Source organism: Streptomyces sp. NPDC001717 (assembly GCF_042892775.1).
Lineage (GTDB): Bacteria > Actinomycetota > Actinomycetes > Streptomycetales > Streptomycetaceae > Streptomyces.
Genome location: NZ_JBIAUK010000002.1, coordinates 373,077 through 399,153 on the forward strand (window position 1 = coordinate 373,077; position 26,077 = coordinate 399,153).

Sequence of the window (26,077 nt, forward strand, 5' to 3'; positions counted from 1 at the left end):
GCTCGCACCTGCGCAAGCCGGGTAGGCGTCGCCAGGGCCGGCGGGCACCCCCGCCCGCGCGACGTACGGGACCCACGCCCGCACCCTCGGCGCCTCCCGGGTCCCCGGGGTGCGCCGCCGACCGCAGCACCCGGATCCACCTGTCACGGGGTCGCGGTACCGAGGATTTCTCCGGGTGGATCGGGCGTCGTCAAGAGGCGTATTAGTGGGACTTTCGGGACCGTCCGGCCGTCGCGGACAGTGGCCTCACGTCGTCGTTGATCGACCGATCCGACTGAGGAGACTGACCACCGCATGGCCACTCACGACCGCGGGCCGCTGCCCCTGACCCCGCCGCAGAACGGCGTCTGGTTCGCACAGCAGCTCGACCCCACCCGCCTCGACTACACCATCGCCGAGTACCTGGAGATCCGCGGGGCGGTGGATCCGGAGCTGCTCGCCGAGGCGGTGCGCACGACGGTGGCCGGAACCGAGACGCTGTGCGTCCGCTTCGCCGAGGTGGACGGGGTGGTGCACCAGATACCCGCCGGGCCGCCGCCGCTGCGGATGGAGACGGTCGACGTCAGCGACCACCCGGACCCGGACGCCGAGTCCGAGCGGCTGATGCGCGCCGAACTGGCCCGGCCGACGGACCTGGCGTCCGGCGACGTGTGCCGGCACCTCCTGGTGCGGACCGGTCCGGCGACCTACCGCTGGATGCAGGGCTACCACCACCTCGTCGCGGACGGGGTCACCGGCTCGATCCTCGCCCGGCGGACCGCGCAGGTGTACTCGGCACTGGTCGCGGGCGAGCCCGTACCGGCCGAAGAGAGCGCGCCCTGGCGGCGGATCGTGGCCGAGGAGGACGAGTACGCCCGCTCCGAACGGTGCGCGGCAGACCGGGAGTTCTGGCGGGGCCGACTGGACGGCGCCCCCGAGCCCGTGTCCTTCACCGGCAGTGTCCCGGCGCCCGCCTCGGGTAGGACGGTGCGGGTCAGCGGCGACCTCGACCCCGCCGACGCCCACACCCTGCGCGAGGCGGCGCGCCGGCACGGCACGCGCTGGTCGGCGCTGGTGATGGCCGCGGCCGCCGCCCACCTGCACCGGGCGGGCGGCACCGAGGACGTGGTCCTGGGTCTGCCGGTCACCGGCCGCACCACCCCGGACGCCCGCCGGACACCCGGCATGTTCTCCAAGGTGCTGCCGCTGCGGCTGACGGTCACCGCGGACACCACGGTCGGCGAACTGCTGCGCGGCACCTCGGCCGGCATCAAGGAGGCCCTGCGCCACCAGCGGTACCGCATCGAGGAGTTCACCGGGACCGGACCCCGACTGTGGGACGCCGCCGTCAACCTCATGTCCTTCGACTACGAGCTGTCCTTCGCCGGTGCGCCCGCCTCCGCGCACAACCTCTCGGTCGGCCCGGTGGAGCACGTCTCCCTCAACGTCTACGACCGCGGCGGCGACAGCCCGCTGACCGTACAGGCCGAGGGGGACGCCGCCGACCTCGACCGGGTGGAACTCGACGCGCTGCGGGTGCGGTTCACCCGCTTCCTGGTCGCCCTCGCCTCGGCCGAGGACGAGGCTCCGGTCGGCTCGCTGCCCTTCCTGACAGCCGAGGACGAGGAGCGGCTCGCCGCCTTCGCCGAGGGCGGCGTCGCCCCCGTGGCAGAGGACGCGTCGCTGCACACGCTCTTCGAGGAGGTGGCGGCGCGCACCCCCGAGCGGGCCGCCGTCGTCTGCGCCGGCCAGGAGGTCACCTTCCGGGAGCTCGACGCCTGGGCCGAGGCCATCGCGGACCGGCTGCGGACGGCCGTCGAACCCGGCACCCCGGTCGGCGTCTGCGTGGAGCGCTCCCCGTCGATGGTCGCGGCCCTGCTCGGCGTCCTGAAGGCGGGCGGCTGCTACGTACCGCTCGACCCCGGCCTGCCGCCCGAGCGCATCGCGTACATCGTGCGCGACGCCGGGCTGCGCACGATCGTCGCCGGGCCGGGCAGCCGCGACCGGCTGCCGCACGACCTGCCGGGCGTGGTCGACGCGAGCGCGCCGACCGCCGGGTCCGCCGTCGCGCGGAGGTCCGTACCGGTGCCGGCCGCGTCCGCCGCGTACCTGCTGTACACGTCGGGCAGTACGGGCGAACCGAAGGGCGTCGTCGTCCCGCACGCGGCGGCCGTCGACTTCGTACGCGGCCACCTCGCGCTGTGCGGCGCGGGCGACGGCCTCGACTCCGGCGGTTGCGGCCACTCCGGTGGGTCCGGTGGGGCCGGGCGCACGGACCGGTTCCTCGGGTTCGCCTCGCTGTCGTTCGACGTGTCGGTCCTGGACGTGTTCGGTTCACTGCTGAGCGGTTCCACCCTGGTCCTCGCCACCGACGCCGAGCGGGTCGACGTCGACCGGCTCCAGGCGTTGCTCGCCGAGCACGCGGTGACGGTCGCCGACCTGCCTCCGGCGCTCCTGCCGCTGCTGGACCCGGCGGGACTGCCGGCGCTGCGGTTCCTGTCCACCGGCGGTGAGGCCCCGTCCGGGGACGCCGTGGACCGCTGGGCGACGGACGGCCGCGAGGTCTGGAACGCGTACGGGCCCACCGAGGCGGCCGTGTCCGTGACCATGCACCGGGTGGTTCCGCCCTCGCACGGCCGGATCCCGCCGATCGGGCGCCCGATGGTCAACCACCGCGCGTACGTGGTCGACCGGGGGCTGCGGCTGCTGCCGCCGGGAGCGACCGGCGAGCTCTGCGTGGCCGGTGCGGGTCTCGCCCAGGGGTACGCGGGGCGGGCGGCCATGACCGCCGACCGTTTCGTGCCGGACCCCTTCTCCGGTGTGCCCGGTGCGCGGATGTACCGGACGGGCGACCTCGTGCGCTGGACGGCGCGGGGCGAACTGGAGTTCCTGGGGCGGGTGGACCGCCAGGTCAAGATCAATGGCCACCGGATCGAACTGGGCGAGATCGAGGCCGTGCTCGGCCGGCAGCCCTCGGTGGGGCAGGCCGCGGTCGTCGTGCACGCCCCCGCGGGCGGAGCCCGCCGGCTCGTCGCCTTCGTGGCACCGCCGGCCGATGGCGGCCCGGCGCCCGAACCGGACTCGCTGGCAGCGGAGTTGGGTCGGGTCCTGCCGGGCTACATGGTGCCCCGCACCTTCGTGGCGGTGGACCGGCTGCCCCTCACCCCGGGCGGCAAGGTGGACCGCGCGCGGCTGCGCGTACCCGAGGCAGCGGCCCGTACGGAGCGCCCCGAGCGGGCGTACGGCGCCACCGAGCTGGCGCTCGCGGAGCTGTTCTCCGAGGCCCTCGGCACCGCCGCCACCCCCGACGACAACTTCTTCGAGCTCGGCGGCGACAGCATCACCGCCCTCGGCCTGACCAGCCGGGCGCGGGCGCAGGGCTTCTCCTTCACCCTGCGCGAGGTGTTCGCGCACAAGACCCCGGCCGCCCTCGCCGCGGCCGTAGGCGAGCCCGGCCACGGGACCTCCCCGGTCGCCGCCGGTCCGGCCGTCGCCGAGTGCGGTCCGCTCCCCGCGACACCGGTCATGCGCTGGCTCCTCGACGGGCCGGGTCCCATCGGCCGGTTCAGCCAGTCCATGGTGCTGACCCTGCCCGAGGGGGCGGACGACGCGACGCTCGTACGGGTCCTGCAGTCGGTCGTGGACCGGCACGGGGCGCTGCGCCTCGGCGTGACCGTCGGCCCCGAGGGCCGGCTGTGCACGGTCGGCGAGCCCGGTTCGGTCGACGTGTCCCGGCTGTACCGCACCGTCGACGTGGCCGGGTCGGACGAGTCCGCCCGCGCCGCGATCATCGCGGAGGCGGCCGGGGAGGCGGCCGGCCGGCTGGACCCCGCGGCCTCGGTCATGCTCCGGGCCGTGCGCTTCGACACCGGTGGGGCGGCGCCGGACCGGCTGCTGCTGTGCGTGCACCACCTGGCGGTGGACGGGGTGTCGTGGCGGATCCTGACGGCGGACCTGGCCACGGCCTGGGAGGCCGCCGTCGCCGGGCGTCCGCTCCCGACCGCGGACGGGGAGGTCTCGTTCCGCGCGTGGGCCCACCATCTCGAACTCCAGGCAGCCTCCCCGGAGGTGCAGGCCGAGCTCCCCTTCTGGCGCACGACGCTGGACACCCCCGGGGACGCCCCTGGCCCGCAGGAGCCCTGGCAGCGGATCCCCGACCCGGCGCGGGACACCGCGGGCACCACCCGCACGCTGACGCTCGGCCTGCCCGCCGAGGTCGCCGGCCCGCTGCTCGCCGGGGTGCCCGGCGCCCTGCGCACCGGCCCGGCCGAGGTGCTGCTCGCGGGACTGGTCCTCGCGGCCCACCGGCTGCGCTCCCCCGGCACCGCCCCGGGGTCGCTGCTGGTCGACCTGGAGGGCCACGGCCGTGTCGACCGCACCGGCCGGCACGACCTGGCGCGCACCGTGGGCTGGTTCACCACCCAGTACCCGGTCCGGTTCGACCTGGACGGCCTCGACCTGGACGCGGCGGCCCGGGGCGGCGACGCCCTCGCCGAGCTGGTCGCGCGGATCCACTCCACGGTCGCCTCCGTACCGGACCACGGCACGGGCTTCGGGCTGCTGAGCAGGCTGGATCCGCGGAGCGCCGCGGAACTGTCCGGACTCCCCCGCCCCCGGGTCCTGTTCAACTACCTGGGCAGGTTCTCCGGCGGGGACGGGGCGCCCTGGAGCCCCGCCCCCGAAGTCGGCGGACTGCGGGCCGAGGTGGATCCGGCGATGCCCGTCGAACACGCCCTGCAGATCGACGCCATGGCCGTGGACGGCGCCGACGGTCCCGCCTTCACCGCGGTCGTCACCCATCCCGCGGACCTGTTGACCGAGGCCGAGGCGCACGCCCTGGTGGCGGCCTGGGGCGAGGCCCTGCGCCTGTTGGCAGGCTGGACGGGCGCCCCCCGACCGCGCCGCCTCACCCCCCGCGACCTGCCGCTGGTCCGGCTGACGCAGCCGGAGACGGACGCCCTGGCCGCGCGCTACGCCGGGCTCTGCGACGTGCTGCCGCTCTCGCCGCTCCAGGAGGGGCTCTTCTTCCACTCCGCCTTCGACACGGGCGCGATGGACGCCTACACCGGCCAGATCGTCCTCACCCTGACCGGCGCCCTGGACGAGGACACCCTGCGGGCGTCCTGCGACCGGCTGCTGCGCCGCCACACCGCGCTGCGCTCCGCCTTCACCGACCAGGGCCTGGACGGGCCGGCGCAGATCGTCGTCGAGTCCGTCGAGGTGCCGTGGGAGGCCGTGGACCTGGGCGGACTCGGCGCCGCGGACCGGGAGCGGGAGTGGCAGCGGCTGCTCGCGGCCGACCGGGCCCGCCGCTTCGACCTGGAGCGGCCGCCGCTGGTGCGCTTCACCCTGGTCCGGTTCGGCGCGGCCGAGCACCGCCTCGTCATGACGAACCACCACATCGTCTGGGACGGCTGGTCCTCGGCGGTCCTCCTGCGCGAACTGCTCGCCGGGTACGAGGAATGCGGCGGCCCCGGCGGCCCGGGCGCGGCCGGTCCGGTCGGCGAAGGGGTCCCGTACCGCTCGCACCTGGACTGGCTCGCCCGCCAGGACGACGCCGCCGCCGAGGCCGCGTGGAGCACCGCGCTGGCCGGGCTGGAGGAGCCGACCCTGCTGGGCGCGGCCGATCCGAACCGGATCGACGCGCTGCCCGAGCGGCTCCCGGTGGAGCTGTCGGCCGAGCTGACGGCCCGGCTCACCGCGCGGGCCCGTACCGCGGGCGTGACCCTCAACAGCGTGGTCCAGGGCGTCTGGGCGGTCCTGCTCGGCCGGGTGACCGGGCGCGACGACGTGGTGTTCGGCGGAACGGTCTCGGGACGGACCGCGGACGTCGCGGGCATCGAGGACATGGTCGGCCTGCTGATCAACACCCTGCCCGTGCGGTTCCGGATCCGCGAGGACGAGCCGCTGCTGGCGGCGCTCGCCCGGTTCCAGGACGAGCAGGCGGAGCTGATGGACCACCAGCACGTCGGGCTCGCCGGCATCCAGCGGGCGGCCGGGCTGGGCGCCCTCTTCGACACCACGGTCGTCGTCGAGAACTATCCGCTCGACCTGGAGTCGATGCGGGACCTGGCCGGCGGGCCGCGACTGACCGGGGTGGAGGGATCGGACGCCACCCACTACACCGTCAACCTCATCGTGCTGCCCGGGGAGCGGCTGCGGCTTCACCTCGACCACCGCACGGACGTACTCGACGCGCGGACGGCCCGCAGCCTGGGCGAGGCGCTGGAGCGGTTGCTGACGGCCGTCGCCGACGCCCCCTCCACCGCGGTCGGGGAGGTGGACCTGCTCTCCGCGGAGCAGCACCGGCTGATCCGGGAATGGAACGGCACGGCCGTGCCCGTCCCCGACACCACGCTGGCGGAGCTGTTCGAGCAGCAGGTGGCCAGGACGCCGGAGGCCCTGGCGACCGTCTTCCGCGGCGAGCGCCTCTCGTACGCCGAACTGGACGCCCGCGCCGAACTGCTGGCCGGCGCGCTGTGCGCCCGGGGCGCCGGTCCGGAGGAGATCGTCGCGGTCGCCCTGCACCGCTCCACCGAAATGGTCGTCTCGCTGCTGGCCGTGCTGAAGGCGGGCGCCGCCTACCTTCCGGTGGACCCCTCGCTGCCTGCGGACCGGATCGCGTACCTGCTGTCCGACGCCGCGCCGGTGCTGCTGCTCGCGGACGACGAGGTGGCGGCGACGCTGCCGGCCGCGGCGGACCTGCCCCGGCTGGATCCGGGGGCCGTCCACGACGGGGACTCCGGTGCGGTACGGCAGGCCCCCCTGCCCGCGCACCCCGCGTACGTGATCTACACGTCCGGGTCGACGGGGCGGCCCAAGGCCGTCGTCGTGGAGCACTCGGCCATCGTCAACCGGCTGCTGTGGATGCAGGACCGCTACCGGCTGGGCGCGGACGACCGGGTGCTCCAGAAGACCCCGTTCGGCTTCGACGTCTCGGTGTGGGAGTTCTTCTGGCCGCTGATCACCGGCGCGACCCTGGTGGTCGCCGAGCCCGGCGGGCACAAGGACCCCGCCTACCTCAGCCGGGTGATCCAGGAGGAGGCGGTCACCACCGTCCACTTCGTCCCGTCCATGCTGGCCGCGTTCGTCGAGGACCCGCGGGCGGGCGGCTGCCGGTCGCTGCGCCGGGTCGTGTGCAGTGGCGAGGCGCTGCCGGAGGAGCTGAAGAACCGCTTCCTCGACGTGCTCGACGTGCCCCTGCACAACCTGTACGGGCCGACCGAGGCGGCCGTGGACGTCACGCACTGGGACTGCCGCCGCGAGGACGCCGGGCCCGTGCCGATCGGCCGGCCCATCTGGAACACCTCGCTGTACGTGCTCGACCCGCGGGGGCGACCCGTCCCGGTGGGCGTCGCGGGCGAGCTCTTCCTGGCGGGTGCGGGCCTGGCCCGCGGGTACCTGCGCCGCCCGGCGCTCACCGCGGAGCGGTTCCCGCTGGACCCGTTCGGCCCGCCGGGTTCGCGCATGTACCGCACCGGTGACCTGGCCCGCCACCGCGCCGACGGCGCGGTGGAGTACCTGGGCCGCACCGACGACCAGGTGAAGATCCACGGCTTCCGGATCGAACTCGGCGAGATCGAAACGGCGCTGGGGCGCCTCCCCGGTGTCGGGCGGGCCGCGGTCGTGGTCCGCGAGGACGTCCCGGGCGAGCGAAGGCTCGTCGGGTACGTGGTCCCGGAGGCCGGGGCCGACCCGGCTCCGGCACTGGACCCCGAGCCGATGCGCGCCGAACTGGCCCGCTCCCTCCCGGAGTACATGGTTCCGGTGCTGGTGGTCGTGGACGGGCTGCCCGTCACGGCGAACGGCAAGCTCGACCGCCGGGCGCTGCCGGCGCCCGCCGCGGCGGCCGCCACCGGGTACGAGCCGCCCGCCGGGGAGACCGAGGAACTGGTCGCCACGGTGTGGGCCTCCGTACTGGACGTGCCGCGGATCGGCCGCCACGACGACTTCTTCGCCCTCGGGGGGCACTCGCTGAGCGCCACCCGGGTGGCGGCCCGACTGCGCCAGTCCCTCGGCCTGGACCTGCCCCTGCACACCCTCTTCGAACAGCGGACCGTCGCCGCCCTCGCCATTGCCGTCGAGACGGTGCTGCTGGCCGAACTGGAGGCCGAAGCGGCCCCGTTCGCCGCAGTCGCCGCCGACGCCGTTCCTTCACTCGTACTTCAGGGAGAGACCTCGTGACCACCCAGGAGAGCCTGCCGGCCGCCGGCACGGACGGCCGCCTGGCCGCCGCCCGAGAACTGCTGCGCCGCCGGGTGCGCGCCGCGCTGGACGACTCGGCGGCCGGGGCGGCCGCCACGACGGCCCCGGCCCCCACCGCCGGCCCTGACGGTCCGGGCACCGAGCCCGTCGCCTCGTTCGCCCAGGAGCGGATGTGGCTGGTGGACCGGATGATGGACGGCACCCCCGGCTATGCGATCCCCGAGGTCGTACGGCTGCGCGGCCCCGTCCGCCCGGACCTGCTGCGCCGGAGCCTGACGGCCGTCGTGGCCCGCCACGCACCGCTGCGCACCGTCTTCGAGGAGCGCGACGGCGCCCCGCACCCGGTGGTCCTGCCCGCGCCGGCGGCCGTCCCGCTGCCGGTGCTGGACCTGGGCAGCGCGCCCCTCGCCGACCTGGAGGAGCGGGCCCACGCCCTGGCCCGTGAGGAGGTCCGCAGACCCTTCGACCTCGCGGCGGGCCCGCTGCTGCGCGCCCTGCTGATCCGGCTGGGCGCGGAGGACCACCTGCTGGTGCTGGTGGTCCACCACATCGCCACCGACGGCTGGTCGATGGGCCTGCTCTGGCAGGAGTTCTCCGAGGGCTACGCGGCCCTGCTCGCGGAGCGGCCCCTGTCCCGGGCACCGCTCGCCCTCGACTACCAGGCGTACGCCCGTACCCAGCGCGACCGGTTCGCGAGCGGTGCGATGAACGGACAGCTGCGCTGGTGGGAGGAGTGCCTCGCGGGGCTGGAACCTCTCGAACTGCCCGCCGACCGGCCCCGGCCCACCCGCCGCAGCGGCGACGGCGCGAGCCTGGACTTCACCCTCGACGCGCCGCTCACCGCACGGCTGCGCGGGATCGCGGAGAGCTCCGGCGCCACCCTCTTCATGACCCTGCTGGCCGGCTTCCAGGCGGCCCTGGCCCGCTACGCCGGCCGCACCGACATCGCCGTCGGCACTCCGGTGGCCGGGCGCGACCGGGTGGAACTGGAGCCCCTCGTCGGGTTCTTCGTCAACACCGTGGTGCTGCGGGCCGACCTGTCGGGCGATGCCGGGTTCCGTGAACTGCTCGGCCGTGTCCGCCGGGCGACGGTGGACGCGTACGACCACCAGGAGGTGCCCTTCGACCGGCTGGTGGAGCACCTGAGCCCCGAGCGCGTCGGCGACCGCAACCCGCTCGTGCAGGTGATGTTCGCGTCGGCTCCGGACGAGACGGCCGGGCTGCGGCTGCCGGGCCTGGACGCGCAGGCCGTACGCACCGACTTCGGCGGATCGCTCTTCGACCTGAGCGTCTTCGTCTCCGAGGGCGCCGAGACCTGCTCCGGCTCGCTCGTCTTCGACACCGACCTGTTCGACCGGGCCACGGCCGAACGCGTCCTCGGCCACTACCTGGAGCTGCTGGCGTCCGCCGCCGAGGAGCCCGACCGCCCCGTGGCCGAGCTGCTGCCCTCCGCCCCGACCGCGGCCCGGCTCGTGGCCGAGGGCCACGGCGCGGTCCGCGGGGACCTCGCCCCGGCCGGCCTGGTGGAGCTGTTCGCCGAGCAGGTCCGGCGCACCCCCGACGCCGACGCCGTGGTCTGCGGTACGGACCGCCTCGGCTACGCCGAACTGGACTCCCGTTCCGACCTGCTGGCGGCCCGGCTGATCGCCGCCGGGGTGGGGCGCGAGACCCCGGTGGCCCTGCTCATGGAGCGCTCGGTCCATCTCCCGGTGGCGATCCTGGCCGTCCTGAAGGCCGGCGGGGTCTACGTCCCGCTCGGCGAGGGGTTCCCCGTCGCCCGACTGCACTGGATGCTGGAGCGGACCGGCGCCCGCCTGCTGCTCGCCGATCCGGCGACGGCCGGCCACGAGGCGGTCCGTACGTCGCCCGTGCCGGTGCTCGACGTGAGCGCCCCGGCGGACGCGGTCCAGGCCGGACCGGTCCCGTACCCGCCCTGCGCACCGGACCAGCTGGCGTACGTGATGTACACGTCCGGATCCACGGGAGAGCCGAAGGGCATCGGCGTCACGCACGCCAACGTCGCGGCGCTCGCCCGCGACACCGCCTTCGGGCCCGCGCACCGGCGGGTGCTGGCCCACTCCCCGCTGTCGTTCGACGCCTCGACGTACGAACTGTGGGTGCCGCTGCTGTCCGGCGGCCAGGTGGTCATGGCGCCGCCCGGCCGGGTGGACACGGCGGCCCTGGCCGCGCTGGTGGAGGAGCACCGGATCACCTCGATGTTCCTCACGGCCGCCCTGTTCAACCTGGTGGTCGAGGAGTGCGTGGAGCTCCTGACGCGGGTGCGGGAGGTGTGGACGGGCGGCGAGGCCGCCTCCCCGCACTCCTTCGCCCGGGCCCTGGCCCAGGCTCCGGACACCGTCCTGGTCAACGTGTACGGGCCCACCGAGACGACCACCTTCGCCACGGGCCACCGGCTGGACCCCCGCGCCGGTGCCGTCGTGGACGGCCGGATCCCCATCGGCACCGCCCTGGACGACACCCGCCTGTACGTCCTGGACGAGCGCGGCCGCCCGGTACCGCAGGGCGCCGTCGGCGAGCTGTGCATCGGCGGCACCGGCGTGGCCCGCGGCTACCTCGGCCGACCCGGCCTGACCGCGCGGCAGTTCACCCCGGACCCGTACGGCGCCCCGGGCGCCCGGATGTACCGCACGGGCGACCTCGCCCGGCGGCGCCCCGACGGCACCGTCGACTACCTCGGCCGGAGCGACCAGCAGGTCAAGATCCGCGGCCACCGGATCGAACCGGGCGAGGTCGAGGCCGAGTTGACCCGCTGCCCGCAGATCGGGCACTCCGCGGTGGTCGTCCGCGAGGACACCCCCGGCGAGCAGCGCCTCGTCGCCTACGTGGTGCCCTCGGAGGGGCACGTGGCGGACCCGGCGGAGCTGCAGCGGGCCCTCGCCGCCCGGCTGCCCGCGTACATGCTGCCCTCGGCGATCGTGCCGCTCGCGGCCCTGCCGGTGACCCCGAACGGCAAGCTGGACCGGCGCGCCCTGCCCGCACCCCCCGAGGAAGGAGTGCGCCGGGCCGAGTTCGCGGCGCCGGCGACCGCGACGGAGGAACTCGTCGCGGCCGTGTGGGGCGAGGTCCTGGGCACCGGGCGGATCGGCCGCCACGACGACTTCTTCGCGCTCGGCGGCCACTCGCTGCGGGCCACCCGCGCCGTGTCGCGGCTCGGCGCCCGCCTGGGTACCGGCGTACCGCTGCGGCTGCTGTTCGAGCACCCGACGCTGGAGCGGTTCGCGTCGGCGCTGGACGCCCTGCGCGGCGACGGTCCCGCCGCGGCCGCGCCCGCCGTCACCGCGATCGGCGCCCGGCCCGCCGGGGAGCCGGCGCCGCTGTCGTTCGCACAGCAGCGGCTGTGGTTCCTGGACCAGCTCCAGCCCGGCCGGCCCGACTACAACATCCCCGTCGCGACCCGGCTGCGCGGCCCGCTCGACGCCGACGCGCTGGCCGCCGCGCTGTGCGCGGTGGTGACCCGGCACGAGGTGCTGCGCTCCCGGATCACCGAGGGCCCGCGGGGCCCCGTACAGACCGTGGAGGCGCCGGAGGTCTTCGCCCCCGTCCGCACCGACCTGGGGGACCTGCCCCGCGAGGAGGCCCGATCGCGGGCGCTGGGCCTCGCCCACGCGGACGCCGCCGCCCCCTTCGACCTGGGCTCCGCTCCCCTGCTGCGGGCCCGCGTGGTGCGGGTCGCGGACGACGAGCACCTCCTCGTCCTGGTGCTGCACCACACCGTCGGCGACGGCTGGTCGATGCCGGTGCTGTGGCGGGAACTGTCCGGGGCCTACGCGGCGCTGCGCCGCGGTGAGCGTCCCGCGCTCCCGGAACTGCAGGTCCAGTACGGTGACTTCGCGTACTGGCAGCAGCGCCGGCTGGCGGACGGCGACGCCGACGCGGGCATCGCCCACTGGCGGGCGGCCCTGAGCGGCCTCCCGGCCCTGGACCTGCCCACCGACCGGCCGCGCCCGCAGGTGCGCTCGGGAGCGGGCGACGCCTTCGTCTTCGAGGTCCCGGCCGAACTCGCCGAGCGGCTCGGCGCGCTGGCCCGGGAGCGCGGCGCCACCCTGTTCATGGTGCTGCTCGCCGGCTTCCAGGCACTGCTGGCCCGCTACACGGGCCAGGCGGACATCGCGGTGGGCTCGCCCATCGCGGGCCGCGACCGCACCGAACTGGAGCCGCTCGTCGGCTTCTTCGTCAACACCCTCGTGCTCCGCACCGACCTGTCCGGCGACCCGGCCTTCGGTGAACTGCTGGGCCGGGTGCGCCGGACGGCGCTCACCGCGTACGAACACCAGGACGTCCCCTTCGACCGGCTGGTGGAGGAACTGAGGCCGGAGCGCGACCTCAGCCGCAACCCGCTCTTCGACGTCCTGTTCCAGCTGCATCCCGAGCAGCTCGACGCGCTGCCGTTGGAGGGAGTGGAGGTCGAGAGCCTGGACACCTCCAACGGGACGGCCAAGTTCGACCTCAGCCTCGCGATGACCGAGCATCCCGGCGGACTGACCGGCACCGTGAGTTACGCGACGGACCTCTTCGACCGGGACACGGTCGAGCGGTTCGGCGCGCACTACCTGCGGCTGCTGGCCGGTGCGGCCGAGACCCCCGACGCACCGCTGTCGCGGCTGGACGTGCTGTCGCCGCAGGAGCACGCCGCCCTGCTCGGCGAGGATTCCGCACCGCGGACGGACCGCCCGGCGGCGCGGACCCTGCACTCCCTGGTCGCGGAGCAGGCCCGGCTGCGGCCGGACGCCCCGGCCGTGACCTGTGAGGGCCGCACCACCCGCTACGGCGAGCTCGACGCGGCCGCCAACCGGCTGGCCCACCGCCTGCGGGAGCTCGGGACCGGCCCGGAGACCCGGGTGGCCGTACTGGCCGGCCGCGACCCGCGCATGCTGGTGTGCGTCCTCGCGGTACTGAAGGCCGGCGGCGCCTACGTCCCCCTGGACGCGGGCCATCCGGCCGAGCGGATCCGCACGGTCCTCGCCGACAGCGGCGCCCGCCTGGTGCTGACGGCGGGCCTGCCGGGCGGGCTGCCCGCGGACCTGACCGGCGACCTGCCGGTCCTGGACCTGGACGCCGAGCGGGAGCTGATCGACGCGCTGCCCGCGACGGAGCCGGCCGCCTCGGCCTCCCCGGCGCACCTCGCCTACCTGCTGTACACCTCCGGGTCCACCGGCCGCCCCAAGGGCGTGGCCGTCACGCACGCCGCGATCACCGGCTATCTGGCGGCGCTGACCGCCACCTTCGGACTCGGCCCCGAGGACGCCGTGCTCGCCCGTACGGCGCTGACCTTCGACCCGTCGGTACGCGACCTGTTCGCGCCGCTGACCACCGGCGGACGGATCGTGCTGGCCTCGCAGGACGAGGCCGGGGACCCGGACGCACTGGCCCGGCTGCTGCACGCCGAGGGCGTGACGGCGCTGCTGTCGATCGTCCCGTCGATGCTGGAGCCGCTGGTCGGCGCCGTCACCGAACCCGCGGCCGCGCTGCGGCTGGTGATGACCACCGGTGAGGCGCTGACCGCCGGGCTGGCCCGCGCCGCGCACACCCTGGGCGTGCCCGGCCGGCTGCGGCTGGTCAACCAGTACGGTCCGACGGAGTGCACCAACACCACCACCTACCACGTGGTGACGGACGCCGACATCGAGGCGGGCCGCATCCCCATCGGGCGCCCGCTGCCCGGCGCCCGGGTTCTCGTGCTCGGCGAGCACCTCGAACCGCTGCCCCGGGGCGCGATCGGTGAGCTGTTCATCGCCGGGCGCGGGGTGGCCCGCGGCTACCTGGGCGACCCGGCCCGCACCGCCGAGGCCTATCCGCCGGACCCGTACGGCCCGCCCGGCGCGCGCATGTACCGCACCGGTGACCTGGCACGGCTGCGCTCCGACGGCGTGCTGGAGTTCCACGGCCGGCGCGACAACCAGGTCAAGGTCCGCGGCCACCGGATCGAACTCGGCGAGGTCGAGGCCGCCCTGCTGCGCCACCCCGACGTGGCGCGGGCCGTGGCCGCCGCGCACGGCGAGGGCGCCGACCGGCTGCTCGCCGCGTACGTGGTGTGGCGGGACGGGAGCGGTGATCCGGCCGCCGTACTGGACTTCGTACGCGCGGCCCTGCCGGCCGCGATGGTGCCCTCCGCGCTGGTGGTGCTGGACGCGCTGCCGCTGACCCCGAACGGGAAGACCGACCGCCGGGCGCTGCCCGCGCCGGAATCCGGCTCGGCCGGCGGGCACCGGGCGCACGTCGCCCCGCGCACGCCGCTGGAGCGGACGGTCACCGAGGTCTGGGAGGAGGTGCTCGGCGAGGGCCCGATCGGGGTCCGCGACCACTTCTTCGAGCGCGGCGGGCACTCCCTGCGCGCCACCCGGGTCATCTCCCGGCTGCGCGCCCTGCTGGAGCTGGACATCCCGATGCAGTTGCTCTTCCGCCACCCGGTGGCCGAGGACCTCGCCGGGGCGCTGGCCTCGCTTGGCGCGGCGGGGGCGCAGGGACCGGCGATCCCCACGCTGCCCGAGGGACCCGGCCCGCTGTCCCTCGGACAGCAGCGGCTGTGGCTGCTGGACCGGCTCCAGCCGGGCCGGCCCGACTACAACATGCCCGGTGCCGTGCGGCTGACGGGGGAGCTCGACACCACCGCGGCCCTGGCGGCCCTGACGGACGTCGTCGCCCGCCACGAGGTGCTGCGCTCGCGGATCGAGGAAATCGGCGAGGGCGGTGAGGGCGCCTTCGCGGCCCGCGTCGTACCCGGTCCGGCCTCGATGTTCACCCCGTCCTTCACCGACCTTTCGGAGCTGGGCGCGACGGCGGCCGGGGAGCGGGCGCAGGAGCTGGCGGCGCAGGACGCCGCGCTGCCCTTCGACCTGGCGGCGGCGGGCCCGCTGCGGGCCCGCCTGGTGCGGATCGCGGCGCGGGAGCACCTGCTGGTGATCGTCGCGCATCACATCGCCTTCGACGGTTGGTCGGTGGGGGTGTTCTGGCGGGAGTTCTTCGCCGCCTACCGGGCCCGCACCCTCGAAGGGGCCGAGCCGCCGGCGGAACTCGCCGTCTCCTACCGCGATTTCGCGTCGTGGCAACGCGAGCGACTGAGCGGTGACGCGCTCGCCGGCACCCTGGACCACTGGCGGGAGCGGCTCGCCGGGCTCGCCCCGCTGGACCTGCCCACCGACCGGCCCCGGCCGGCCACCCCCTCCGGGCGCGGCGAGCAGTTCCCCTTCGTCCTGCCCGAGCCGCTGCTGCACGGGTTGCGCGAGCTGGGGCGCCGGCACGACGCCACCCTGTTCATGGTGCTGCTGGCCGGCTTCCAAGCCCTGCTGGCGCGCTGGTCGGGCAGCGAGGACGTGGCGGTGGGCTCCCCCATCGCGGGCCGCGACCGCACCGAACTGGAGCCGCTCATCGGCTTCTTCGTCAACAACCTGGTGCTGCGCACCGACCTGTCCGGCGACCCGGCCTTCGGCGAACTGCTGGACCGGGCCCGGGAGACGGCGCTGGAGGCCTACGCCCACCAGGAGGTGCCGTTCGAGCGCCTCGTGGAGGAAGTGCGGCCGGAGCGCGACCCGAGCCGCAACCCGCTGTTCCAGGTGATGCTGGTGCTCGACGAGGAGGCCGCAGCGCCCCCCGCGCTGCCGGGGCTGGACGTCGAACCGGTCTCGCTGGCCAGCGGGGCCTCGAAGTTCGACCTCTCGCTGTACTTCGTCGAGGAGGGGGGCGCGCTGCGCGGCGAGGCCGTGTTCGCGACCGACCTCTTCGACCGGGCGACCGTCGAGCGCATGACCTCGGCGCTGGCCGAACTGCTCACGGCCGCGGTGGCCGATCCCACGACGCCGCTCGGGGCACTGCCGCTGATGGGGCCGGCCGAGGAGCGCCGGATCCTGCGTGCGGGCAGCGGGTCCGCCGAGCCGGCCGCCGACCGGCCGCTGCCCGTGCTCGTCGGCGAGCAGGCCACCCGTACGCCGGAGGCCGTCGCCGTGGACGACGGGGAACGGAGCCTGTCGTACGCCGGGTTGTGGGAGGTCTCGGGCCGCCTCGCCCGGGAGCTCGCCCGGCTGGGGGTGGGTCCGGACACGGCGGTGGCCGTCTGCGCGGAGCGCTCGGTGCTGCTGCCGGCGGCGCTGCTGGGCGTCCTGCGCTCCGGCGGCCTGTACGTCCCCGTCGACCCCGGCTATCCGGCCGACCGGATCGGCTACATGCTCGCGGACAGCGGCGCCCGGGTGCTGGTGGTGTCGGGGCTGTCCGGCGCCGCGCAGGCACCGGACGGGGTCGCCGTGGTGGACCTCGATGCCCTGGCCGCCGACGGGAGCGCACGGGCCGACTTCGCACCCGTGCGGCTGGAGCCGGAGCAGCTGGCGTACGCCCTGTACACCTCGGGCTCGACGGGACGTCCGAAGGGGGTCACCGTGCCGCACAGGGCGCTGGCCAACTTCACCCGGGACATGGTGCGCAGGCTGGAGCTGACGGCCGGTGACACGGTCGCGGCCGTCACCACGGCCTCGTTCGACATCGCCGTGCTGGAGCTGCTGGTCCCGCTCGTGTGCGGAGGTACCGTACGGGTCGTCGACCGCGAGACCGCGCGGGACGGCACCCTGCTCGCGAAGGAGCTGGACGCGGCGCCGGTCACGGTCGTCCAGGCCACTCCGGCCACCTGGCACCAGTTGATGGAGTCCGGCTGGCAGGCGCCCCACGTGCGGGCGCTGTGCGGTGGCGAGGCGCTGCCGTCGGCCCTGGCCGAGCGGATGCGTACGGCTCTGGGCACCGTCTGGAACGTGTACGGGCCGACGGAGACCACCGTCTGGTCCACGGCGCACCGGCTGTCCGGTCCCGTCGGCGACGGGCCGGTGCCGATCGGTTCGGCGCTCGCCAACACCCGGCTGCACGTGCTGGACGCGGGCCTGCGACCGGTGCCGGTCGGGGTGTTCGGCGAGTTGTACATCGGCGGCGACGGCGTGGCCCGCGGCTACCACGGGCGGCCGGCGCTGACCGCGGACCGGTTCGTGCCCGACCCGTACGCGGCGGGCGAACGGCTGTACCGCACCGGTGACCTCGTACGACGGCTCGCGGACGGCGGTCTGGAGTACCGGGGCAGGGCCGATGGCCAGGTGAAGGTGCGCGGCCACCGGATGGAGCTCGGCGAGATCGAGTCCGCGCTCGCCCGTCACCCGCGGGTGCTGGCGGCGGCCGTGGCCGTCCACGGCACGGGGGTGGACGCGGTGCTGGCCGGCTACGTGACCTGGCGGGACGAGGAGGGCGACGTGCGCGAGCTCGGCGACTTCCTGCGCCAGGACCTCCCCGAGTACATGGTCCCGGCGGTCCTCACCGCGCTGGAGCGGCTTCCGCTCACCCCGAACGGCAAGCTCGACCGCAAGGCGCTGCCCGCTCCTTCGGCGGAGGCTGCGCGCGGCGACGGCGCGGGGCGGGTCGCCCCGCGCGACACGACCGAGTTGCGGATGGCGCGGCTGTGGGAGCAGACCCTGGGGACGGCCCCGATCGGGGTGCGCGACGACTTCTTCGCGCTCGGCGGGCATTCGCTCAAGGCGTTCGCCCTGATGGCGGCCGTGCGCCGGGAGTTCGGCGTGGAACTGCCGCTGAACCTGGTGTTCCGCCGGCGCACGGTGGAGCTGCTGTGCGAGGCGCTGCCGGACGCGGGGGCGGCCGCCGCCAGGCTGCTGGTCCCGCTGGCCGACGGGGACCCGTCCCGGCCGCCGCTGGTCCTCGTCCACCCGCGGGGCGGCGACGTCGTCTGCTACCGGGACCTGGTGCGGGACCTGTCCGCCCGTCCCGGGGGCGACCGGCGGATCCTGGGTCTGGAGTCGGTGGGCTACAACACCGGCGAGACCCCGCTGGAGCGGGTGCCCGAGATGGCCGAGCGCTACCTGGCCGCGCTCCGCGAGGAGCAGCCGCACGGCCCGTACCTGCTGTCCGGCTGGTCGTTCGGCGGGACGGTGGCCTACGAGATGGCGGCCCGGCTGGAGGCCGCCGGTGAGGAGGTCGCCTTCCTCGGCCTGATCGACGCGGCGGCGCCGGGCACGGCTCCCGGGAGCCGTGCCGGTGCGGCCGGCGGGGTGGGCGATCCGGACCTGCTGCGGTACGGCATCGCCGCGGGGATCGACGCCGGCTCGGCGCGCGAACTGGACGAGGAGGAGTTGCTCGACGTCCTGGTGCGGCGGGGCCGCGAGGAGGGCACGCTCCCCCGCACCTCCCCGACGGAGGCCCTGCGCAGACTGCTGCGGGTCGCCGAGGCGAACGGGGTGGCCTCCGCCGGCTACCGCACCGACGCCGTACTCGCCGTGGACCTGCACCTCTTCACGGTCGACGAGCGTCACCCGGAGCTCGCGACCCCGCTGGTGGACGCGTCGGCCTGGCGGCCGCGCACCGCGGGCGCCGTCGTACGGGCCGCGGTCCCGGGCAACCACCACGACCTGGTGGACCCGCCGCACTGCGCCGCGCTGGCGGAGCTGCTGGCCGCGGCCCTGCCCTCCTGATCCACGTGACCGACCTGACCCACCCGACCCACCCGACCCACCCGAAGCGCCGTACCCCGAAGGCCCTTCCGCATTCCCGATCCCTCGAGGAGAACACCATGAACGAGTCGTCCCCGCAGCAGTACCTGGTCGTCGCCAACGACGAGGAGCAGTACTCCCTCTGGGAGGCCGGCCGGCCCGTCCCGCTCGGCTGGCACGACCAGCGCGTGCGCGGCACCAAGGAGGAGTGCCTCGCGCACATCGAGCAGGTGTGGAGCGACATGCGCCCGCTCAGCCTCCGCGTGAGCATGGCCGGCTGACCCGACGACCCCCGGGCACCACGCCGCCCGGCAGACCCCACCGCGGGCTGCCGGGCGGCGCGGCGGTGCCGGAAGGAACCCCGTATGACCAGCTCGTACCCCGGCGGCTCCGCGTCACCGCGCCGCCGCACCCCGCTGGCCGCCCTGGTGGCCGCCTCCGGGATCTCCTCGCTCGGCATGGCGGCGACCCTGGTCGCCGTGCCCTGGTTCGTCCTGCACAGCACCGGCAGCGGCACCCGGACGGGGCTCGTCGCCACCGCCGAAGTGCTGGGCCTGCTCTGTTCCGCCGTGTTCGCGGGTCCGGTGGTCGACCGGCTGCCCGTGCGCGCGACGAGCATCGGAGCGGACCTGTCGACGGCCGCGGCGATCAGCCTGATCCCCCTCCTGCACGCCTGGGACGCCCTGCCCCTGCCCGTCCTGATCGTCCTGGTCTTCCTGATGGGGGCCGCGCGCGGGCCTTCCGACACCTCCAAGCAATTGCTCCTGCCGGGGGCGATGGCAGGTGCGGGGGTCACGGCGGAGCGGGCCACGGGAGCCGTCGAGGGAGCCCGCCGGATCGGCATGATGGCGGGGGCGCCGCTGGCCGGTCTGCTCATCGCGACGGTCGGCCCCGTGCGCACCTTGTACGCGGACGTGGCGGCGATGGTGCTGGTCGCCCTCCTCGTGGCGGTCTCGGTGCCGGCGTCGGCCCGCGCCCGCGCGGCCGGCGGCGTACCGTCGCTCGGTTCCTACGCCCGGGAACTGCGCTTCGGGCTGGGGCAGTTGCGCCGGGACCGGCTCCTGGGGGCGATGGTGGGGGTCCTGATGGTGACCAACGCCCTGGACGGGGCGCTGAACGGCGTGCTCTATCCGGCGTACGGGACCCAGGTGCTGCGCAGCAGCGCCCTGTTCGGGGCGATGGTGACCGCCATGGGCGCCGGAGCGCTGCTCGGGGCGACCCTGTACGGCTGGGCGGGCCACCGGATGCCACGGCGCGCGGTCTTCGTCGGGGCCTTCGTCCTCGTGGGGGCGGTGCGGTGTGCCGCGCTGGCCGCCGAGCCCCCGGTGCCGGTGCTGCTGACGGTACTGGCCCTGTCCGGCATCGGATCGGGGGTCGTGGGTCCGCTGATGATGTCGGTCGCCTACGAGCGGGTGCCCGAGGAGGTCCGCGGGCGGGTGTTCGGTCTGCTGGTGGCCGCCGCGCTGGCGGCGACCCCGCTCGGGATGCTCGGCGCGGGGCTGGCCCTGGACGCCCGGGGGCTGGTGGCGGCGCTGCTGGGCACGGGGGCGCTGTACCTCGCGGTCACGCTCGCGCCGCTGGTCTTCCCGGTGTGGCGGGAGCTCGACACCCGAGGCCCCGCGGAGGCCGCGGAGGCGCCGCTCGGGCGCGAGGTGGGCCCGCCGGCCGCCGTAGGGGCAGGAATCCTGACCGAATAGGTGAGACATGGGAGGTTTTGCGGCCCCTCACCATCGCGTCATGCAGCTTGATGAACAGTCTGATCGATCACCGAAGGGCCCGGGGCACGGCAAGGTTGGTCATGCACCGACCGGCGCAGACGGCCCACGAAGTGGTTCGCGCCGGGACCAGACCGCTCGTACTCCTGGGGATCCCATGCTCAAGCGTTACGTCATCGCCCTGTCCGTGACCGCGGCCGCTCTGCTGCTGCCCGCCGGCGCCGCCCAGGCCGCCGACGACACCACGGACGCGACCACCGTGACGACCACCACCGGGGGCGAGGGCAGCACGACCACCCCCCAGGCGCCGCACCAGATCGTCACGCCCAGCGGCCACGTGGTGACCGTCGGCGCCACGACGAACGGCCGGCTGCGCGACACGAACGACAGCTCCTGGGGCGGCTGATCACCCCGGCCCCTAGGGCCGACGAAACGAAAGGGGGGAGGGAGGATCGCGGCGCGATCCTCCCTCCCCCCTTTCGTACGACGAGCCGTCAGTCACCCGCACCGTTGAGGGAGATGACGGCGTACTGCGCCTCCGGTGCACCGACGCACCTGCGCGACCACCGGGCCGGTACGTACAGCAGCTCGCCGGGCAGCAGCCGGCACTGGAACGACTCCGGCCGGCCGCTCTCTCCGGTTCCGGTCAGCTGCCAGGTCACGGCGCCGGCGATCTGGTGGATCAGCAGGTGCTCCCGGTCTCCTGGCTGTCCGGTCCAGACGGAGTCCACCCCGACGCCCGGGGCGGACCCGGCCGTCTCCACCCGGTCCAAGCGGACCGACAGGCCCGTCAGGGAAGCCAGTTCGGCGGTGAACCGGTCCACCTGCGCCGGGCGCACCCCGCCACCCGCCGGACCCGCTCCGGCGCCGCCGACGACACGGGTGCCGTCGGCTTCATCCGCTTCGTCGACGTCATCGACGTCATCGACGTCGCCGAACGCCGGGTTGTCGTACTCGGGCCACAGCACACCCGGCGCCCGGTCCAGGTGGACCGAGAGGAACAGGACGATCTCCCGCACGTGCGGGGCCTCCCGTTCGCAGACTTCATCCGGCATGTCCATCACGTGCCCCTCTTGTTCGGCTGCTCCGCAGCTCCCATCTCAGCAGCATGCGACACGCCGGCCGCTCGCGACAGACACGAGAACGCGTGACAAACCAGGTCAGGAGGGCTGTACGGGCTCACCGTCCACATCCGCTTCCAGGTCCAGCAGGCCGCGCGCGGCGGCGGCCACACCGGCCTGGAAACGGCTGCCCGCACCCAACTCCTGCATGATGTCGGCGATGTGGCGCCGCGCGGTGCGCAGCGACATGCCCAGGCGCCGCGCTATGGCCTCGTCCTTCAGTCCGGCCGCGAGCAGCCGGATGATGGTCTCGTGGATCTCGCGGGCCACCTCTTCGAGCCCCTGGCCCGCCGCGGCCGAGAAGGGGGAGGCCAGGTCCCAGGTCTGGTCGAAGATGTCGCACAGGTACGCGACGGTCGAGGGCTCGCGTATGACCACGGCGCCCCAACTGCCGTCCGAGACGGGTATGAAGGCCAGTTCCCGGTCGAAGGCGATGAGCCGGCCGAACAGTTCGTGCGCGGTGCGGTACTGCGCCCCCAGTACGGAGGTGGCGGCGACGTAGGCCTGGCTCGGCCCGTTGAAGCGGGCCGTGTGGTGGTAGAGGGTCCGGATCGAGATCCCCCGTTCGAGCATCGTCTCGTCCCGCCGCAGCGCCTCCTGCATCGCCTCCGGCACCCTGCTGCCGCCCCCGGGCTGCGAGCTGATCATCTCGGTCGTGCAGTTGAGGGAGGCCCGGTTGAGCGCCCCGCGCACGTCCTCCAGGCTCTCCAGGACCTCCAGCGACTCCCCCGTGGAGCGGCGGCCCAGATAGTGGGGCAGGAAGCGCCCCAGGTCCTCGCGGATCCCGCTGATCTCCCGCTGCTGCTCGCGGATCTGCGCCTCCAGGGGCGCGACGAGCTGCTCGGCGGCCGTGTCCGGAGCCACCGCGAAGGCCACCGCCGGATCGATCGGGCTCACGTGCAGCAGGCGTGAGGCGCGCAGGCGTGCCACGCTGCGCCGGACCCCGTCCGCGTCGTGCCCGGTACCGGCTGCCACCGCGTCCACGTCCACCGTGCGGTGTTCGAGCACCCAGCCGTAGACATCGATGTCAACATCAGCGCTGTTCGGATCCGGCTCCACGTCAGATGTTTGCATTGCCCCACTTTGCCCTTTTTGCCCCTGGTCGCTTTACTGCCAGGCACTTTGGTGAGGTGCCCGCCCCCTGGCGCCAGGATATGCAGGGCGAAAGGCTGTACCCGACGAACAGCAGCGGGTGTCCGGCCACTTCGGACTCCGGACGTCCGAAACGGTGCGATCACACCCAATGTGATCGCACCGTCACCGGGGCGTCGAGCCCCGCTGCTCGCCACTCCCCACCACCTTCGATCCGGAATCCGGAGCCCCACCATGCTGCACACCACGCTCACCGCCCGCGCACCGGAGCTGCCCGCCCTGACCCCCCGCGAGCGGGAGGTGCTCGCCTACCTCGCGCAGGGGGACACGTACCGGATGATCGCCTGCCGGATGGGGCTGAGCCCGCACACGGTCGACACCTACCTGCGTCGGCTGCGCAGCAAGACCGGCGCGGTGAACCGGACCCAGCTCACCCACATCGCCTTCCGGCTGGGTTACTGAGCAGGCCGCGCGGCCCCGGCCCCGGCCTCCGGGGCGTCGTCCTCGAACTCGCGCATCCGCCGCAACGGGGAGCAGAGCAGGACCAGCGGGGCCGCAGACAGGGCGGCGGCGCACAGCCACAGCGCGTTCCGCACGCCCAGCAGTTCGCCGAGGAGTCCCGCCAGCAGGCCGCTCAGGGGCAGCACGCCCCACACCAGGAAGCGCATGGTGGCGGTCATCCGACCGAGCAGGTGCGGCGGGCAGACCGTCTGCCGGTAGGTGACCTGGCAGATGTTGTACAGGGTGACGCCGGCCGACTGGACCAGTGACCCGAGCACGAACAGGCCGATCCGCCAGTCGTCTTCGGCGAGCGGGAGCAGCAGTCCGAAGGGCATGGTCACCAACAGGGACAGCCACGTGAGCCGGGCCGCGCCGACGGCCCGGGTCACCCGGTCCGCGGCGGTGGCCGCGATCACCGAGCCGATCGTGGCCGTCGTCAGCACCCAGCCGAGGGTCGCGGGCGGCAGCCCCACCGTCCGGGTCAGGAAGAGCACCTCGATGGCCATCACCGCGCTGAGGAACAGGTTCACGACAGCCGTGTTCAGGGCGATGAGCCGCAGGATCCGGTGGCTCAGCACGTAGCCCAGCCCCTCCCGGATGTCACGGAGCAGGTGCCGGCGCGGGGCGGGCTCCGGCTTCTCCTCCCGGGCCCCGATCCGCCCCAGCAGGACCACGGACACCAGCGAGGTGACCGCCTGCCCGGCCAGCGTCCCGGCCGCGCCCAGCAGTTGCACCAGGAAGCCGGCGATGCCGGGGCCGGCGAACTCGGCTCCCGAACGCACGGTCTCCAGCTTCGAGTTCCCCGCGATCAGGGTGTCCTTGCCGATGAGGGTCGGCAAGTAGCTCTGATCGGCCACGTCACCGAAGAGCCGGGCGCAGCCGAGCAGCAGGGCGACCGCGTACAGCAGCTGCATCGAGTGCAGGTCCAGCAGGTAGGCCACCGGCAGCGCCGTCAGCAGGACGGTGCGCGCCAGATCGGCGGCCATCATCACGCGGCGCTTGCGCATCCGGTCCACCCAGGCCCCGGCGGGCAGTCCCAGCAGCAGGAACGCCGCGTGTTCCGCGGCGGCCAGCAGACCGGCCTGCCACGCCGAGGCGTCGAGGGTGAGCACCGCCATCAGCGGCAGGGCCACGTAGGTGATGCTGCCGCCCAGCTCGTTGCAGATGTGCGAGGACATGAAGAGCCGGAAGTCCCTGCGCCGCCGGCGCTGCACGGCCTGAACGGACTCGGTGGGCCCCGCGGATTCGGCGGACCCTGTCGGCTCGGCGGACTCTTCGGTGGTGACGGACACGGTTGCGTTCCTTGTCTGGTCGCGGACCTGGTCCGCGGGCTGCTGGTTCATCGGGGGTCGGGCGCGGGGAGCGCCCTGGGGTCGAGCTTGCCGCCCGGGGTCCGCGGCAGCCTGTCCATCAGGGTGACCACGGCCGGTACGAGGTACCCGGGCACCTTGGCCAGGAGGTGACGGCGCAGGGCGTCCGGGGTGAGGGGGCTGCCGGGGGTGACGGCGGCCCAGGCGGCCAGTTGCGGGCCGTCGGCCCCCCGGGTGGCGCGGGCGACCACGTCGACGACGTCGGGGTGGTCGGCCACGGCCGCCTCCACCTCCTTGAGTTCGACCCGGTGGCCGCGGATCTTGACCTGGTCGTCGGCGCGCCCGAGGAAGACGATCGGGCCTCCGGGCGCGCGGGTGACGCGGTCGCCCGTGCGGTACATGCGCTCGCCGGGGGTTTCGGCGAAGGGGTCGGCGACGAACCGCTCGGAGGTCAGGCCCGGCCGACCGTGGTAACCGCGCGCCAGGCAGGAACCCGCCAGGTACAGCTCGCCCGCGGCGCCGGGGGGTGCCTCGCGCAGGTCCTCGTCGAGGACGTAGGCGCGTACGCCCGCCAGCGGTTCGCCGAGCGGGATCAGCTCGTCACCCGCGAAGGCGGCCAGTTCGGCCGGTCCCGGCTCGTAGGAGGTGGCGGTGATGGTGGACTCGGTGAGGCCGTAGCAGCTGATCACCGGGGGACGGCCGGCGGCCGTCCAGCGTGCCAGGTCCGCGGTGCGGCCCGCGTCGCTGCCGATGACCACGCGACGCAGTGCGGACGGCAGCGGCCGCGGGGAGCGCTCCAGGTCCTTGGCCCACTGCGACCAGTACGGGGTGGGCAGGTTGACGACGCTGATCCGCTCCTGGTCGAGGAACGGCTCCAGTTCGGCGGGCGAGAGGACGTTGTCCTTGACGAAGACGGCCGTGCCGCCCGTGCACCAGGTGGGCAGGGCCTCTTCCAGGCTGACGTCGAAGGCGGGGGCCGCGAACTGCAGGACCGCGTCTTCGGCGGTCAGCCCGTAGCGTTCGGCCAGGGTGGCGACCTGTGCCGCGAGTCCGGCGTGGCCGACCGCCACGGGCTTGGGCTGCCCGGTGGAGCCGGAGGTGAAGAGGACGTAGGCGAGGGAGCCGGCGGCGACGTCGGCGGGCCGGGCCTGCGACGCGGGGGCCGCGGTCGAGGTGGAGGCCCAGAACAGCTCGCTCCCGGTGCGGCGTTGCAGCATCGCCGCCGCGTGGGTGTCCTGCGCGACCGCGTGCCGGGTCCCCGCCGCTCGCAGCAGGGTGCGCAGCCGCTCGTCGGGGGCGTCGAGGTCCACCAGGAGAGGGGCCGCGCCCGCGTACCAGATCCCCAGCAGCCCCACCGCCCAGTGGACGCCCCGGCGCACCCCCAGGAGCACGGTGTCCTCCGGCCCGGCGCCGGCGGCGAGCAGTTCCTCGGCCACCGCGCGCGCCCGCCGGTCGAACTGCCGGTACGTCAGCTCCCCTTCGGGTGCGCGGACCGCGGTGGCCTCGGGCGTGAGCCCGGCCCGGTGCGCGATGCGCTGAGGCACGGGGGTGGTGTCGGTGGGGCTCATGGTGGTGGTTTCTCCTGGGGGTGCGGGCGGGGTCTTCGCGGGGAGGGTGCGGTTGGTGACCGCGCGGCCAGGGGCCCGCAGGCGCCTGGCCGCGCGGTC

General features: G+C 74.9%; 10 protein-coding genes. 6 read left to right on the plus strand and 4 right to left on the minus strand.

The window, feature by feature from the left end:
• The first annotated feature begins 294 nt into the window (after window positions 1-294).
• The 5 genes from ACFYZL_RS06295 to ACFYZL_RS06315 all read left to right on the plus strand — a co-directional run bounded on the left by ACFYZL_RS06295 (window position 295) and on the right by ACFYZL_RS06315 (window position 20,792).
• On the plus strand, window positions 295-8,163 hold the full coding sequence (locus ACFYZL_RS06295) for an amino acid adenylation domain-containing protein (RefSeq protein ID WP_388676536.1): 7,869 nt from the start codon (window positions 295-297) through the stop codon (window positions 8,161-8,163).
• Entirely contained in the window at window positions 8,160-18,653 is a 10,494-nt protein-coding gene (locus tag ACFYZL_RS06300) for an amino acid adenylation domain-containing protein (protein WP_388676538.1), read from the plus strand. The genes ACFYZL_RS06295 and ACFYZL_RS06300 overlap by 4 nt, the downstream gene beginning before the upstream one ends.
• 98 nt (window positions 18,654-18,751) lie before the next feature.
• Window positions 18,752-18,952 (plus strand): MbtH family protein, encoded by a 201-nt coding sequence (locus ACFYZL_RS06305; RefSeq protein WP_388676540.1) that lies wholly within the window; start codon window positions 18,752-18,754, stop codon window positions 18,950-18,952.
• A gap of 84 nt (window positions 18,953-19,036) precedes the next feature.
• Complete coding sequence (locus ACFYZL_RS06310) at window positions 19,037-20,368, plus strand: MFS transporter (RefSeq protein ID WP_384757783.1); 1,332 nt, start codon at window positions 19,037-19,039, stop codon at window positions 20,366-20,368.
• Between the two features lie 175 nt (window positions 20,369-20,543).
• Window positions 20,544-20,792 carry a hypothetical protein gene (locus ACFYZL_RS06315; RefSeq protein ID WP_384757785.1) on the plus strand — a complete coding sequence of 83 codons (249 nt, stop codon included), beginning with the start codon at window positions 20,544-20,546 and terminating at the stop codon, window positions 20,790-20,792.
• Window positions 20,793-20,880: 88 nt separating this feature from the next.
• Here ACFYZL_RS06315 and ACFYZL_RS06320 read toward each other — a convergent pair whose 3' ends face one another.
• Complete coding sequence (locus ACFYZL_RS06320; protein ID WP_388676544.1) at window positions 20,881-21,447, minus strand: hypothetical protein; 567 nt, start codon at window positions 21,445-21,447, stop codon at window positions 20,881-20,883.
• A 99-nt stretch (window positions 21,448-21,546) separates the two neighbouring features.
• Window positions 21,547-22,581, minus strand: a complete 1,035-nt coding sequence (locus ACFYZL_RS06325) for a LuxR C-terminal-related transcriptional regulator (RefSeq protein WP_384749967.1) — start codon at window positions 22,579-22,581, stop codon at window positions 21,547-21,549.
• Window positions 22,582-22,833: 252 nt separating this feature from the next.
• On the opposite strand from ACFYZL_RS06325, the gene ACFYZL_RS06330 reads away from it, so the two are divergent.
• Window positions 22,834-23,061, plus strand: a complete 228-nt coding sequence (locus ACFYZL_RS06330) for a response regulator transcription factor (RefSeq protein WP_384749964.1) — start codon at window positions 22,834-22,836, stop codon at window positions 23,059-23,061.
• On the opposite strand, the gene ACFYZL_RS06335 is transcribed toward ACFYZL_RS06330, so the two are convergent.
• Together ACFYZL_RS06335 and ACFYZL_RS06340 are read right to left on the minus strand one after the other, a co-directional pair.
• Window positions 23,055-24,392 carry an MFS transporter gene (locus ACFYZL_RS06335; protein ID WP_388676548.1) on the minus strand — a complete coding sequence of 446 codons (1,338 nt, stop codon included), beginning with the start codon at window positions 24,390-24,392 and terminating at the stop codon, window positions 23,055-23,057. The two genes, ACFYZL_RS06330 and ACFYZL_RS06335, sit on opposite strands and share 7 nt — an antisense overlap.
• A gap of 47 nt (window positions 24,393-24,439) precedes the next feature.
• The gene (locus ACFYZL_RS06340) at window positions 24,440-25,978 is read right to left on the minus strand and encodes an amino acid adenylation domain-containing protein (RefSeq protein WP_388676551.1); all 1,539 of its coding nucleotides are present in this window, start codon (window positions 25,976-25,978) and stop codon (window positions 24,440-24,442) included.
• Window positions 25,979-26,077: the final 99 nt, after the last annotated feature.

Excerpts from the sequence above, each read along its gene's own strand:
- ACFYZL_RS06330 (WP_384749964.1), top strand. The coding sequence starts at position 22,834 with ATGCTGCACACCACGCTCACCGCCCGCGCACCGGAGCTGCCCGCCCTG.
- ACFYZL_RS06305 (WP_388676540.1), top strand. The coding sequence starts at position 18,752 with ATGAACGAGTCGTCCCCGCAGCAGTACCTGGTCGTCGCCAACGACGAG.
- ACFYZL_RS06340 (WP_388676551.1), bottom strand. The coding sequence starts at position 25,978 with ATGAGCCCCACCGACACCACCCCCGTGCCTCAGCGCATCGCGCACCGG.
- ACFYZL_RS06295 (WP_388676536.1), top strand. The coding sequence starts at position 295 with ATGGCCACTCACGACCGCGGGCCGCTGCCCCTGACCCCGCCGCAGAAC.
- ACFYZL_RS06325 (WP_384749967.1), bottom strand. The coding sequence starts at position 22,581 with ATGCAAACATCTGACGTGGAGCCGGATCCGAACAGCGCTGATGTTGAC.
- ACFYZL_RS06315 (WP_384757785.1), top strand. The coding sequence starts at position 20,544 with ATGCTCAAGCGTTACGTCATCGCCCTGTCCGTGACCGCGGCCGCTCTG.
- ACFYZL_RS06310 (WP_384757783.1), top strand. The coding sequence starts at position 19,037 with ATGACCAGCTCGTACCCCGGCGGCTCCGCGTCACCGCGCCGCCGCACC.
- ACFYZL_RS06320 (WP_388676544.1), bottom strand. The coding sequence starts at position 21,447 with ATGGACATGCCGGATGAAGTCTGCGAACGGGAGGCCCCGCACGTGCGG.